The following is a 14,063-nucleotide window of genomic DNA, read 5'->3' as shown; positions in this document are numbered from 1 at the left end:
ATATCTCTCACGACAAAGATTCAAATTTTCAATTGTTTATGTCGTTTAAGGGGACCTTTTTAGAATTTAAGTATTTTCGGCTTTTTTCTTGAATTGAATTTTTTTCTAATAACTCTTCATTTTCATTTTATTTTTTATCATCCCTATTAATTTCAATGGATTCAATTCAACAATTGATGATTAAACATTTTTTTCACTTAAAAGGATTCGTTGAAATTTTTCGTTGAAATTTTAATTTTGCACATGATGGGGGTATTATCATTGACGAATTTCGAATTCATCAATTGGCATGGTTTTTTGAAAAATTATTTTTTCACTGAATATTCAATTAAAAGCATGTAATTTTTCCAAAGTATTGTTAATTCATGTTGAAACTTGAAATTCTTTTTGAAGTAATCAATATTTCTTAACTTAAATCATTCAGGTTAAGTTATTGTAATAATTTTAGGTGATAGTAACTCCATATTTTTTCCAAATTTCCAAATTGGAAAAATCAGTTTTCTTATTTTTTGATTTTCTAGGTTGGAATTCTTAACATGTCCAAATAACAATTAAATCATTGAAAAAAGGAAGTTTGTTGTGTAGTTTAAAAAAATTGGCCATTTCAAGTCTTTACACTTGAAATGCTCCTCTCATCATGATAAATGGCATTGAATTTTTGGTATGCACCATACTCCCAATATTGAAATCAGGCAGCATATCATTACTGCGGGAGGATAGATGAAGTATCCGATTATCATTCCAATTGCAACGCAAATTATTGTCCCGTATATTGCATAATGTTTGTCTAATGCAAGTTGCAGGGCGATGTTTGCAGGATCTGTGTCTTTTAGGAATTTGCTAATTAATAAAGAAAGAACTGCAGTTATGATGAAGCATAAGCCGTATAGGAATTGCGGGAAGAACAGATAAAAATTTTCAGCAACGAATGTTGTCAAGTAAGGGAGCAGGGAAAATACGAATAATGTAAGCCCCATTGTCCAGATGACCTTGTAATCGATTTTATTTACTATGCTGAAAATGTTGTTGTTAAAATTCCAGAAGTTAAAGCAGATCATGAAACTAATTGCATATATTGCAAATTCATACTTTATATCAAAAAGAGCTTGCCAACTGCCGTTGCTTGCAAGGGGGATTTCCAAAACGATGATTGTAATGATGATTGCTAAAATTGCATCAATCAACGCTTCAAACCTTTCAGTCTTCATAATTATCCCTCCTTATCAATCTGCCGATTATAATCCATAAAACAATGGAGCCAAGGCAGGCAATATAGATTCCTGGCCGATAAACTGTGTATGTTAAAATAAACCCGATAACTATTAATATGACTGGGAGATTTAAATAATACGAATTGTGGTTGATTTTTTGCAGGTTTTTATTATATGGGTTGCTTCTATAAACGGCTCTTGTAGCCAATGTATTTAGTATGTGGGTTACTAAGAATATCACTCCAAACATGGTTTCCGCAGCCTGTGAGTAAACGTTGTTTGCTAGCCAAATCGTAAAATAAGGTATGAGCGATATCACAAAGGTCATTATTCCGTAAATCCAGAGGGTGGTGTTGTCTATCGTATCGACAAGCTGGAATAAATTGTGGTTGGCATACCATAGATTATATAAGATTAAAAAGCTTATTAAATAGGCCACATACATTGTTTGCAGTTCCAGAAAGGCATCTAATGTAGGACTTGCGGGTTGCGGAATTTTTAAAACCAAAACGGTTATCACGATTGCAATGATTGCATCGAAAAATGTTTCAAAGCGATTTGTTTCCATAGTCAATATTTATTATTTCATAATATAAAATATTAATTAAGGTGATAAGATGGACATGTTGATTGGTGGAAAGCACATTTCAAGCGATGATTTGTTGGAAGTTAAAAACCCATATGATGGTGAGGTAATTGATACAGTTCCGATTGCCCACAGGCAAACTGCAGATTTGGCAATCGCTGAAGCGAATAAGGCTAAAGATGCGCTGGTTGAAATGTCAGCTTTTAAAGTTTCAAATAAATTGTTTAATGTTGTTGAAAAATTGGAAGAAAGACGTGGGGAATTTGCAGAATTATTGACTCTGGAAGTTGGAAAACCGATTATTGAATCATTGGTCGAAGTTGACAGGTCTATAGAGACATTACGTCTTTCAGCTGAAGAAGCAAAAAGAATCTATGGTGAAAGCGTGCCGTTGGATGCTGGTCTGAACGGTAAGGGATTTTTTGCATTCACACAAAAGGTGCCGTTAGGCGTAGTTGCGGCCATAACTCCATTTAATTATCCTCTAAACCTGACAATTCACAAGATTGCACCGGCCATTGCCTGTAAGAACACCGTAATTGTAAAACCACCAACAGAAGCTCCATTAACAGTAATTAAGTTCTGCGAACTATTGAATGAGGAATTTCCTGCAGGTGTCGTTAATGTTGTCACAGGTTATGGCTCAGAAATAGGGGATTATCTGGTTTGCTCAGAGGGCATCGACAAAATATCATTCACCGGAAGCGTAACCACCGGAATGATGATTTCACAGAAAGCAGGAATGAAAAAGGTCACATTGGAACTCGGCGGAAACGATCCAGTAATCATTTTAAATGATGCAGATATCGACAAGGCTGTAAAAGGAATAATAAACGGAGCATTTTTGAATGCAGGCCAAGTCTGCATGGGAGTAAAGCGAGTAATAGTTGAGGATGCGATTGCCGATGAGTTGGCAGAAAAACTGGTTAGTGAAACTGAAAAACTGGTGATGGGAAATCCTTTGGATGAGTCAACAACTTTGGGAACTTTGATTTCAGAAAAGGCAGCCATTCATGTTCAGCAGACTGTCAACAATGCAGTTCACAGTGGCGCTAAGATATTGACCGGTGGAGCTCGTGACGGAGCATTTTATGAGGCGACAGTCATTGATGATGTCACACCCGATATGGATTTGGTCATAAGGGAAACATTCGGTCCCGTGGCACCAATCATTCGTGTAAATGATTTGGATGAAGCAATTGAAGTTGCAAATGACACTGAATATGGCCTGCAAGCCGGCGTTTTTACTAATGATTATTCATCAGCAATGAGATTCGCTCAAGAGATAGATGCGGGAACAGTATTTGTCAACAAACAGTCCACCTTTAGAACTGACAACATGCCATTCGGAGGATTCAAGAATAGCGGTGTTGGTAAAGAAGGAATAAAATATGCTGTGGATGAAATGACAAAAACTAAATTGATTGGGTTGAACTTAAGATAATTCCATATAAAAAAAGAAAATAATTAATTAAAATTACTTTAAATAGTTTTCAACGAGATTTCGGGTCTCATTAAGTGATTCCATTGGGATGCCTTTTGGCATGGCTCCAAGCTCTCCTTCAACATCCTTGAGGATGCTTCCGTTCATTCCCAAAAACATTCCTTCACTGACAATGTTTCCGAATGATTGCGGTGGAAGCAAGGACACTCCTACCTTATTGTCATCCTTAACGTTCAAGTCATTGGTAACTACAGTTATTGCTCGTTTTCCTAAATTGACATTACAGAGCATCAGATTTTCGTTTTTAGGATGGGTTGTAACGCTCATCACTTCCCCGACTTTGATGTCAATGCCCATGATGGGGTCATTTATTGGGCCTAAGGCAAGCCTGTCCTTAAGGCCGATTATTGTGTCAAGGAAAAATCTCACCTTTGCGATGTTTTCCTGGGTTTTTTCCCTGTCATCTTTAGGAGCATTGCTTAGGAATTTCTTATTCCAGTCATCCCCTCCCAAATATTCGATAATCTTCAGGGCCTTTTCTTTTAGGGCCGTAACATCTGGAGAATTTACCAATTCGTCTCCTTCAAGGTAAGAATAAATTAATGATTGAAAATCACTGTTCATTTGTTTTCCTAAATCAACGGCTTGCTTTTTGTTCCAACTTCCTCTAAATGATGCTGTAGGAATTAGATTCAGGTAATTTTCTCTTGCTTTGCTTGCCACTAAAATTCTATAATCTTTTGTTGTATCCCACATTTGAAGTCCTCTTTATTGTCTAAACTATATTTTGATTTTATAATTAAATAAATTTTATGCAAATAAAGGATTTTAAAAGTTTAAAAAACATAAACTATTTATATTAACAATTAAATAAAATAATACATAATTATTTATTTATTATTTTATATTGTGGTGTTAACATGGTAGAAGTTTCAAAATTACGCAGTTTAGATATTTATACCAACACAGGACATTATGTTGGTCGTGTAGAAGATGTAATTCTTAACATTAGGTTAGGAACAATTTCAAAATTACAAGTTAGAGCTATAGAACAAGAAAGAAAACCTGCAGGATTTGTAAATCAATTTTTAGGTAGTATTCGTGGCGAATCACCTGAAGATAATGATATGAGATCCTTCCAAAATGATTTATTAACTGTTGATTTTGATAAAGTTCAGGCTATTGGGGACATTATGTTAATCAATCCTAGGGACATAAAAAAAGCTAATCCTGAACCACCAGTCCCTGAAGTAGCAGCTCCAAAACCAACCGAAACTCAACCACAAAATGAAACTCAAGTTCAATTTGAGTCTGAAAGATTATAAATAATCTTTCTTTATTCTTTTTTTAATTCTTAATCTATTTATTCAACTTATTTTAGAGTGATACTATGAAAGTAGGTATTATAGGATGTGGAGCTATAGCTAACATTATAACCACCAGTATAGTTCCAGAGGATAGCGATATTGAAATTGCATACTTTTTTGATAATGACATTGAAAGGGCAGAGAATTTGGCAAGTTTGGCCGGTGGTGTGGCTGCTCTCGATTTTGATGATATGGTTGATAATGTCGATTTGGTTCTTGAATGCGCTTCCCCGGATTCCGTTAAGCATTATGCTCCAATCGTGTTGGGTAAAGGTCGTGACATGATTGTAATGAGCATCGGTGCTTTAATGGACACAGAATTTTACAGTGAAGTTGAACAGATAGCCAAACGGAATAATGCCAGAATACACTTGCCTTCAGGAGCGATTGTCGGTTTGGATGGAATTAAGGCAGTTGCCAAGTTCGGTCTTGAGGAAGTGACTCTTGTCACACGCAAGTCACCAAAATCCCTTGGAAAGGATATTGATGAGGTTGAAGTGCTGTTTGAAGGAAAGGCTTCCGAGGCCGTTAAGGAGTTTCCGCTCAACATTAATGTCGCAGCCACAATCAGCATAGCTTGTCAAAGGGATATTGATGTTAAGATTATTGTTGATCCAAGTGTGGATAGAAATGTTCATGAGATTACAGCAAGGGGTGACTTTGGAGAATTCAAAACAACAACCATGAATTATCCCTGTGCTGCTAATCCAAAAACCAGCATGTTGGCAGCCCTCTCAGCCATTAGATTGCTCAAAAGCTTCGATGAAACTATAAGTGTGGGTATGTAATGAAAGAGTTTGAAGTTTATTCATCACTAAAAGTTCCAAAAAATTCCAAAATTGTAATGCGTCTAGATGGAAGAAGTTTCCATTCTTTAGCCCGTGATTTGAAATTGGAAAAGCCTTATGATGAAAATTTTTATAGAGTAATCTCCCAGGTATGCAGAGATTTATTTGAAGAGTTTTCACCTATTTTTATTTATACTTTTTCAGATGAAATAAGCTTGCTTTTTGATAGGGTCCCATTTGATGGCAGGATTGAAAAATTAAATTCTGTTATTGCAGGTTTCACATCAAGCTCCTTTGTAATGCATTATGGTGTTGATTTTAAAAAGCCTCTATCTTTTGATTCAAGAATCATTCCTATAAGTGATGAAGACATTTTGGATTATTTCAAATGGAGGCAGGATGAGTCCTGGAGAAATTGCGTTAATTCACATGGTATTTCCTACCTTAAATCCAAATACTCAAATAATGAGGCAAACGATAGAATAAAAGGCATGGGCATAAGCGATGTCCATGAATTATTGTTTCAAAATGGCATTAACTTAAACGATGTTGAAACCTATAAGAAAAGGGGCATAGGAATATATAGGCAAAATAAAAAAATTGTAGGTTTCAATAAAAAGGAAAATAAGAATCAGGTTTCCTACAGAAGCAGTATTTACATTGACTGGGAAATCCCTAAATTTAGTGAAGAATTCTTTAGACAAATAAATGTGATAGAATGAGTTTTATTTCAAAATTGTTTCCAAATAATGACGATGAATTTAAAGAAGTGAGAATCGACAGGGAAGTTCTTGACTCTGTTATTTATTATGCCAAACAGGCGTTTCCCAATGAATTTTTAGCTTTTTTCGACGGTGAAATAAAAGATGGGATACTCTATATCACAAGTCTGGTGTTTCTTCCGGGCGAAACCTGTGAAACTGGTGCTGTTATTCACACGGAGCTGATTCCAATGAATACCAGTTATATGGGATCAGTGCATTCACATCCAGGACCAAGCGCCCACCCTTCGGATGCGGATTTAAAGACATTTTCAAAATATGGTTATTTCCATATGATTGTGTGTCTGCCTTATAGTCTGGAGACTTTTAGGGCATATAATCGCTATGGGGAGCCTATGGACTATACAATAGGGGATTATGGTTATTTAATTGATGACGACCCTGATGGATTTTTCGATGAGGATGATGTTTTAAGTGATGATGATGAATTCAAACCTGGATTTTTCGATGAGGATGATGATGAATTCTTTAAAACATTGGACGATGAACGTGAAAATCAATATGAAGAATTTGAAAGGCGACAAAATCAATTAGAATCTTTTACTCAACAACCGCCTAGAAGAATCAAAATAGAGCTTAATCCTGACGGCAGCATTAAAAACATCACTCAAGAATATAAAAAATAAGAAAATAAAAAAAAACAATATGGTGAAAATTGTTTTTTTATAACTCTAATCCGTTAGCTTCATAAACATTATCTAAAGCTTGGATTTCTTTGATAACATTTTTTGGAATTTCTTTATCTAAAGTTAGAACCATGATGGCTCTTCCGCCTTTCTCATCTCTTCCAACTTGCATAATTCCGATGTTAACATCATGTTCTCCTAATTTTGTACCGATTTTACCGATACTTCCAGGAACATCTTCATATTTTGCAATGAACAGGTGTCCTTCAGGAATGACATCTACCCAGTAATCATTTACTTTTAAAATTCTTGCTTCGTGTAAATGGGTTCCTACAGCTGAGAACTCGTCATCTGCACTTTTTGCAATGACTTTAATTAAAGATTCATATCCTTTTGAATTGTCCTTTCTACCTTCGGTAATGCTTATTCCTCTGTCTTTTGCAACAATGGAAGCGTTTACGGCATTAACTGGTGAACTTAAGAATGGATTTACAGCTCCTTGAATTACGGTTCTTGTTAAGATTTCAAGGTTATCAATTTCAGCTAATTCTCCGCTGTAAATAATTTCAATCTCTTTGATTTTACCGTTGACTCCTTGTGAGATGAAACTGCCTAATTTTTCACATAATTCCATGTATGGAGCTAATTCCTGATAGGTGTTGCTATCAATACGTGGCATGTTCAATACATTTCTAGGGGCTTTGCCATTAGCCAATTCAATAATTTCGTCAGCTACAATGATTGCAGCATCTCTTTGAGCTTCCTTGGTGGAAGCTGCAATGTGTGGAGTTAGAACGATATTGTCAAGTTCGAATAATTTCGAATCTTCAGCAGGTGGCTCCTCTTCGTATACGTCTAAAGCGGCACCGCCAATTTTATTATTAACTAATGCATCATATAACGCATCTTCATCAATGATTCCTCCACGGGCACAATTTACAATGTATGCTGTATCTTTCATTATTTCAAATTGTTCAGCAGAAATTGAGTGTTTGGTTTCAGGAGTAAGAGGTACGTGGATTGTGATGAAATCTGCATTTTTAAGGACGGTTTCCAAATCTGTCAATTCAACACCCATCTGTTTTGCAACTTCTTCAGGTAAATATGGATCATATGCCATGGCGTCCATGCCAAAAGCCTTACATCTGTTGACTACTTGAGAACCGATTCTTCCCATACCTATTACACCAAGGGTTTTGTTTCTAAGTTCAACGCCCATGAATTTTTTCTTTTCCCATTTACCTTCTTTAACAGATTTATCAGCAATGGATATTTTACGAGCCATACTCAATATCAATCCCATAGTGTGTTCAGCTACAGTGACTGAAGTGGATTCCGGGGAGTTGACCACCATGATACCTTTCTCGGTTGCAGCATTCAAATCGATGTTGTCCACGCCGACACCGGCTCTTGCAATAATTTTCATATTGTCTGCCTTTTTGATTAAATCGGCGGTCAATTTTGTTCTACTTCGCACAATGATTCCATCATATTCATGAATGGTATCAGCCAATTCCTCAGGAGTAATGCTGGTATCAACTACAACTTCTGCTACTTCCTTTAAATTTTCGATACCCTTTTCGTTAATAGCATCAGCAATAAGTACTTTCATATTTTCACCATAATTTGTTAATTTTAAGAGAATATTTAATAGTAAATATTAGTTAAATATATATTTTTTATATTATTTAAAATTTAAATTAATGTAAACATTTTAATATTTCAATGTGAAAAAATATTATTTAAAGTATGAATTGAGTTCAGACTTTTAAAAATCAAGGAGATGAAATCATGGTATCTGTAGAGGAATTTCCAATTTCAACAGCTAATGACATTCCAGGATTCAAGATTGTTGAGACAAAAGGGTTTATATATGGCCTAACTGTTAGAAGTAGAGGTGCCGGTGGTCAAATAGGTGCTGGTGTAAAATCCCTTTTTGGTGGGGAAATAGGCCAATATGTTAAAATGATGGAAGAATCAAGAGATGAAGCATTGAGTAGAGCCATTGCGCATGCTAAAGAATTAGGTGCAAATGGTATTGTTGCCATCAGATTTGATTCAAATGAAATATCTAACGTAATGCAGGAAATCCTTGTTTATGGAACTGCAGTAATAGTTGAAAAAGAGTAGGTAATACCATGTTTTTTGAGGATTTGGAAGTTAAAGGCAAATCGATTCCGAAAGCAATTTTGGGTTATGGTCCGTTCATTGCAGAGCCCTATTTTGGACATCGTGCAAGAATTTATGAAATAGATTTGTACTCTAATCCTCAAAATATCGCTGATGTAATAATTGAGTCTTATAATCGGGGAATACGGGCAATAAACTTGGTAAATGATTCTAATTTGCTTGAAGCTTATGATATAGCTTGTGAAAATGATTGTAAGATGGAAGTTATTGCAACTGTCGGAAAATCCGATGTGGATTATTTGAATCCCAATTATGAAGTTGCAAAAGAAGCCGATTGGGATGAGGACATTGAATTGTTTTCAGGATATGATTGTCCTTTGATGCTTGTCGATGAATTTATTGTTGACGCTCATGATTGGAGATTGACCTCAAAGATATTGACTGAAATTAATAATGCAGGTTGTCTTTCAGGTCTTGTTACTTCATTTCCGTCTAAAACTGCAGCTTTGCTTCCTGAAAAGATGGATTTAAATCTATTTGATTTTTTTATGATTCCATTCAATTCATTGTCTTATATGATGGATATTTCAGCTTTTAATGCATCTCAAAGGGAGGATTTTAAGCAGAAATTACTCATGTTGGATAAAAAAATAATAGCTACAAGAGCTCTTGCGGCAGGTGTTTTAAAACCAAAAGAGGCATTTACTTTTTTTAAAAGCATAGATTATATTGATGTTATTGCTCTTGGAGTGGCAAGCTGCGATGAAGCGAAAGAAGATTTCTCACTTTTAAAAGAATTCTAAAGCTTCACGATTTCGTATTCTTCAAATGGAATGTGCCCTTCTTCTTTTAGAGAATCGTTTAGATCTTTTAATCCATTTATTAGGTCTTTAATATTTTTGTTGGATGGTTTTTTACCTGTAATCTGCAGGTACTGTCTTGGGGAGATTTCACATAATTTGCAGTCGAAATTACAGCATCTGTTTTTCTCTTCACAGCCGTATCCTTCCTGAGCTTCATCGGTTCCAATGACAATGTCATCCAGGATTCTTGAAACTCTTTCATCTGATGCAAACATAGCTATTTTTTGTGTTTTTCCACAAATTCCAATAGCTTTTTGGCCCTTATAGTTGCAAACCCATTTTATTGGGTGATTTTCCATGTCTGTAATTTGCAGTTCTTCCATATTTACCACTCTAGTTTTCTTTTCTTTCTTTAATCATTTTTAATAATTCTTTTGAATTTTCAAATTCCTTTAACTCCCAAGACTTAATGACGGGAATCGTGCCGATTGATTCTTTTATTTTATCGTTATTAATTATAAAAACTGGTTCTGATGTTGTAACCATCGACAGGTCTTTTAGGGGCACTGCCATTCTTTTTAAAGTTTTCTCTGTTCTATTTTTTTCAACGTTGGCCATCAACGGCGAATGTTTATCTGAACTTTTCATTTTTGCAACCGCATCAAATGGACTTTTAGCGGTTGATAGAACGCCATAACCTAGCTTTGATAAATCGTTAACGTCATCGCTATATTCAATATCTTCCTTTTGTGGTTGTTTTAACAGGTCAATGTCTAAAGTAACTTTTGTATTGAGGATTTCTTCTAGAATCATTGCAGTTTCCGTATTTGCACGGACAATCCCATTTTCATATTTATACATTGTTGCTCTTGAAACATGCGCCAGATTAGCTAAATCTTTCAGTGACATTGAATATTCTTCACGGTATTGCTTTATGACATTTCCATCAATTTTCACGAAATATCCTCCACGGTCAGCCAGGATTTCTGGATATTCATTGTATAAAATCATGTTTTTAAAGGTATCAAAACCGATTGTCGGAATTTCATATCTTTCATAGATTACTCCCTCTTCAAGGAGCCCGTTCCTTGATTTTTCGCCTATTATTATGGGTGAAGCTAAGAAGATATTCGCCAATTGCTTCATTTCATGGGCATTGTGCTCATTGATGCTATCAATATTTAAAAATGTTTTTAGAAGTAAAATTAATAGGTTTTTTCTTGCTACCAAATCGAATGAACCCTGTTCATAGACATCGGAGGTTTTAAAACCCTGTGACTTTAGTAAATTTTCAATTTGCTGTAGCAGGTTTCCTCTAGTTAACATGTTCAATACCTCTTAACTATATATTGTTTTAACATCTAATATATTTGTATATTTAAAGGTGATTATAATTAATGTTTTACATATTGGCATAGATGATACGGACTCCCCTGATGGAATGTGCACAACATATCTGGCAAGCCAAATCATTAATAAATTAAATGAAAATGACATTGAACTATTGGATTATCCCAGATTGATTAGATTGAATCCCTTTGCAAGATTCAAAACAAGGGGCAATGGAGGGGTTAGCTTTAAAATTAAAAATGACGGAAAAGCTAACTTGGCTCGCCAAATTGTTTTAGATGAAGTTGAAAACCTTTCGATGTTTGACTGTGACAATACAAACCCTGGAGTAATTTTTTATGAAGGTGACATCACTTCCGAAATGGAGGATTATGCATTCAGGGCAATTCATGAATTCATCACAATTGAGGAAGCGGAGGAATTTGGAAAATCTGCAGGGTGCGAGATTCATAAATTCAAAAAGGGAAGGGGGATAATTGGGTCTATTGCGGCCATCAGTCTTCCTTTAGAGGACCATACTTTTGAATTGCTTACCTACAGGGCATCTGAAAATTATGGAACAGAAAGGCTCATTGATTATGAGTCCGTTTATAAGATGGATGAGGAGACTTATCCTGACACTTTTGAAAATATAGATTATTCTGAAAACTATATAGCAATCGAACCAAAAACACCGTGCCCGGTTTTATATGGAATAAGATCAAATAATGTCGATTCATTAAAAAAAGCAAAAGATATTGTTAAGGTTGAAGAACCAATTGCAGACTTTTGCATTTTTAAGACAAACCAGCATACTGATATGCACATTCAAAAAGCAGAAAACATCTCCTCAATGAAGCAATTCGGATGCTATGAGGTTTGCGGGACTGTTAAAAACAGGCCAAAAATTATTGATGGGGGGCACATGTTCTTTTATCTGGGGGATGATTCCGGAGAAATAGAATGCGGTGCATATGAGCCAACCAAAAACTTCAGGCATACAGTTTCTCACTTGCGTCCTGGCGATTTTATTAGGGTATACGGCGGAATTGGTGAGCAGAATACGTTTAATATTGAAAAATTTCAAGTTATAAAATTAAATGATGTTGAGTATAAAAATCCGATTTGTGAATGTGGAAAAAGGATGACTTCCGCAGGTAAGAATAAAGGGTTCAAATGCAAAAAATGTGGCAGGAAAATAAAATCCAGTAAAAAAGTTCCTGTCAAAATCCAAAGATCTTTAAAAAATTTCCAATTTTATGAAACACCGGTTTCTGCAAGGCGACACCTTTCAAAACCACTTTGTCGTATGAATTTATGATTATGGCTGATTATTGTCATTTCATTTTGAGTTTAATTGTACAAACTCAGTTATTGAGAGCATGATTTTTGCTTTAACATTGTCATTTTTATTCATATTATAGGAATAGTATTACTAGTTTTTGTTCTCATTTAGTGATATTTTTAAAGTTAAATGCTATCCATTTAAATAATATGTTTTAGGAAAATATATTATACTGATAAACTTTTTTGAAGGGTTACATTTTTGGGAGCGGATTTTTATTCCAAATAAAGATGGACAAGTTGAACATATTTATCGTGAAAAAACGGATAAGAGGATTTTGAAGAAGAATCCCTGGAGAGATTACCGATTGCATATAACCGTACTCATTCTGGTTGTTATTGCGGAATTAATCGGTACTATAAAAATCCCGATAACAAAAGATGTAGCCATTACCATAATGCCTTTAATCTATACTATTATTTTAGGGCTTGTTTTTTATTTGGCCAAACCCATCAAATGGATTCAAAGAAAGCAAGCTCGTATTGCTGAAGGAGCAATGATGCTTTTCATCGGTGTTCTAATTGCCAAGTTGGCTGTTTCCAGCGGCCAGTCAATAAGCTTGATTTTTGATATGGGTCCCGCATTAATTCTACAGGAATTGGGCCACCTTGCAACCATTTTAGTGCTTCCAATTGCATTGCTTTTAGGATTTAAAAAAGAATCCATTGGTATGACTAATTCCATTGGTAGGGAACCTAATGTTGCAGTCGTTGTAGATAAATACGGGTTTAATTCTCCGCAATCAAGAGGAGTGTTCGCAATATTCATCATAGGTACCGTAATCGGTACAATATTCATTAGTTTTTTAGTTACCTTTTCATTATCATTCATACCGCTCCATCCTTATGCATATGCTATGGCCAGTGGGGTAGGCAGTGCCAGTATGAATGCGGCAGCCATTGGTCCGACTCTTGCTGCTTTCCCTGGATTGGAAACACAAATTGAGGCTTTTGCAGGATTCAGTAATCTGCTTTCATTCTGTGTTGGTATCTATATTGTAATGTTTATTGCAATTCCATTAACTGAAAGACTGTATAATTGGCTAGAACCAAAAATTGGCAGAGATTCTATAATTCCTGAAAAGGAGGATGAATAATGCCTGATTTAATTGACGGTTCTGAAAATGTCACGGTTCATGGTATATTTAATTGGATTCTGTTATTGGCTATATTTTCAGTCATAACCGTGATTGGTAATTATTTAGGTTATAAGCATCCAATGACCGATTCTTTGGTGGGTATGGGTATTCTATCTCTTATTACTCTTGCAGGGGTTTGGTTGGAAAGATACTTGCCGTTCAATGTCTCTTCAATTCTTTATATAAGCATATTCGGTATATTATTGGCATTTCCTGGAATGCCCACATCTGATTTTGTATTGTATTATGTGTCCAAAGTAGAACTTTTATCTATTGTCACCGTATTTTTAGCATATGTTGGTATTGGTATGGGTAAAAGTTGGGATGAATTCAAGGCTTTAGGTTGGAGAGCTATTGTAATCACTGTTTTAGTTATTGCAGCAACATATTATGGTGCAGCTATTGTAGCCCATATAGTATTGGTTTTAACCGGTGTTCCGGCAGTTTAAATTAATTTTCAACTGATGTTTTTTGGCATTAGTTAAATTTTTAATACTACTTTTAACATATATTA

Annotated in this window: 16 protein-coding genes; 10 read left to right on the top strand and 6 right to left on the bottom strand. The window is 35.2% G+C overall.

Features of this window, described 5'->3' with window-relative positions; translation table 11 throughout:
* Window positions 1-635 precede the first annotated feature (635 nt).
* Both IJE64_RS03910 and IJE64_RS03905 read right to left on the bottom strand, forming a co-directional pair.
* Window positions 636-1,208 carry a TMEM175 family protein gene (locus tag IJE64_RS03910; protein ID WP_292782309.1) on the bottom strand — a complete coding sequence of 191 codons (573 nt, stop codon included), beginning with the start codon at window positions 1,206-1,208 and terminating at the stop codon, window positions 636-638.
* On the bottom strand, window positions 1,198-1,779 hold the full coding sequence (locus IJE64_RS03905) for a TMEM175 family protein (protein WP_292782306.1): 582 nt from the start codon (window positions 1,777-1,779) through the stop codon (window positions 1,198-1,200). Before IJE64_RS03905 ends, IJE64_RS03910 begins: the two co-directional genes overlap by 11 nt.
* Window positions 1,780-1,828: 49 nt before the next feature.
* Between IJE64_RS03905 and IJE64_RS03900 the strand changes: the two genes are divergently transcribed.
* Window positions 1,829-3,241 (top strand): lactaldehyde dehydrogenase, encoded by a 1,413-nt coding sequence (locus tag IJE64_RS03900; protein ID WP_292782303.1) that lies wholly within the window; start codon window positions 1,829-1,831, stop codon window positions 3,239-3,241.
* Between the two features lie 33 nt (window positions 3,242-3,274).
* Here the strand turns inward: IJE64_RS03900 and IJE64_RS03895 are convergent, their stop codons facing one another.
* Window positions 3,275-3,997: a tRNA-binding protein gene (locus IJE64_RS03895; RefSeq protein ID WP_292782301.1), complete on the bottom strand. Its 723-nt coding sequence runs from the start codon at window positions 3,995-3,997 to the stop codon at window positions 3,275-3,277.
* 164 nt (window positions 3,998-4,161) lie between these two features.
* Here IJE64_RS03895 and IJE64_RS03890 point away from each other — a divergent pair, with 164 nt between their 5' ends.
* The 4 genes from IJE64_RS03890 to IJE64_RS03875 all read left to right on the top strand — a co-directional run bounded on the left by IJE64_RS03890 (window position 4,162) and on the right by IJE64_RS03875 (window position 6,804).
* Complete coding sequence (locus IJE64_RS03890; protein WP_292782297.1) at window positions 4,162-4,566, top strand: PRC-barrel domain-containing protein; 405 nt, start codon at window positions 4,162-4,164, stop codon at window positions 4,564-4,566.
* Window positions 4,567-4,631: 65 nt separating this feature from the next.
* Window positions 4,632-5,396 (top strand): aspartate dehydrogenase, encoded by a 765-nt coding sequence (locus IJE64_RS03885; RefSeq protein ID WP_292782294.1) that lies wholly within the window; start codon window positions 4,632-4,634, stop codon window positions 5,394-5,396.
* Window positions 5,396-6,118, top strand: a complete 723-nt coding sequence (locus IJE64_RS03880; RefSeq protein WP_292782292.1) for a tRNA(His) guanylyltransferase Thg1 family protein — start codon at window positions 5,396-5,398, stop codon at window positions 6,116-6,118. Before IJE64_RS03885 ends, IJE64_RS03880 begins: the two co-directional genes overlap by 1 nt.
* Window positions 6,115-6,804, top strand: coding sequence for a Mov34/MPN/PAD-1 family protein (locus IJE64_RS03875; protein WP_292782289.1), 690 nt, complete (start codon window positions 6,115-6,117; stop codon window positions 6,802-6,804). The genes IJE64_RS03880 and IJE64_RS03875 overlap by 4 nt, the downstream gene beginning before the upstream one ends.
* 37 nt (window positions 6,805-6,841) lie before the next feature.
* On the opposite strand, the gene serA is transcribed toward IJE64_RS03875, so the two are convergent.
* Entirely contained in the window at window positions 6,842-8,416 is a 1,575-nt protein-coding gene (serA, locus tag IJE64_RS03870; RefSeq protein WP_292782287.1) for a phosphoglycerate dehydrogenase, read from the bottom strand.
* Window positions 8,417-8,595: 179 nt separating this feature from the next.
* Here serA and IJE64_RS03865 point away from each other — a divergent pair, with 179 nt between their 5' ends.
* Window positions 8,596-8,934, top strand: coding sequence for a heavy metal-binding domain-containing protein (locus IJE64_RS03865; protein ID WP_292782285.1), 339 nt, complete (start codon window positions 8,596-8,598; stop codon window positions 8,932-8,934).
* A gap of 8 nt (window positions 8,935-8,942) precedes the next feature.
* Window positions 8,943-9,737, top strand: a complete 795-nt coding sequence (locus IJE64_RS03860; protein ID WP_292782283.1) for a hypothetical protein — start codon at window positions 8,943-8,945, stop codon at window positions 9,735-9,737.
* On the opposite strand, the gene IJE64_RS03855 is transcribed toward IJE64_RS03860, so the two are convergent.
* Window positions 9,734-10,120, bottom strand: a complete 387-nt coding sequence (locus IJE64_RS03855) for a hypothetical protein (protein WP_292782281.1) — start codon at window positions 10,118-10,120, stop codon at window positions 9,734-9,736. The genes IJE64_RS03860 and IJE64_RS03855 overlap by 4 nt on opposite strands.
* A gap of 10 nt (window positions 10,121-10,130) precedes the next feature.
* Window positions 10,131-11,063: a transcriptional regulator gene (locus IJE64_RS03850; protein ID WP_292782279.1), complete on the bottom strand. Its 933-nt coding sequence runs from the start codon at window positions 11,061-11,063 to the stop codon at window positions 10,131-10,133.
* Between the two features lie 58 nt (window positions 11,064-11,121).
* Between IJE64_RS03850 and IJE64_RS03845 the strand changes: the two genes are divergently transcribed.
* From IJE64_RS03845 to IJE64_RS03835, 3 genes are all read left to right on the top strand, one after another.
* Window positions 11,122-12,387, top strand: a complete 1,266-nt coding sequence (locus tag IJE64_RS03845; RefSeq protein ID WP_292782276.1) for a tRNA(Ile)(2)-agmatinylcytidine synthase — start codon at window positions 11,122-11,124, stop codon at window positions 12,385-12,387.
* A gap of 199 nt (window positions 12,388-12,586) precedes the next feature.
* A complete protein-coding gene (locus IJE64_RS03840; RefSeq protein WP_394355589.1) occupies window positions 12,587-13,507 on the top strand; it encodes a DUF3100 domain-containing protein in 921 nt (306 codons plus the stop codon).
* Window positions 13,507-13,998 (top strand): hypothetical protein, encoded by a 492-nt coding sequence (locus IJE64_RS03835; protein WP_292782272.1) that lies wholly within the window; start codon window positions 13,507-13,509, stop codon window positions 13,996-13,998. Before IJE64_RS03840 ends, IJE64_RS03835 begins: the two co-directional genes overlap by 1 nt.
* Window positions 13,999-14,063 lie beyond the last annotated feature (65 nt).

The sequence above is a fragment of the Methanobrevibacter sp. genome, from assembly GCF_017409525.1.
Taxonomy (GTDB): Archaea; Methanobacteriota; Methanobacteria; order Methanobacteriales; family Methanobacteriaceae; genus Methanocatella.
This window is presented reverse-complemented; position numbering and strand designations above follow the sequence as displayed.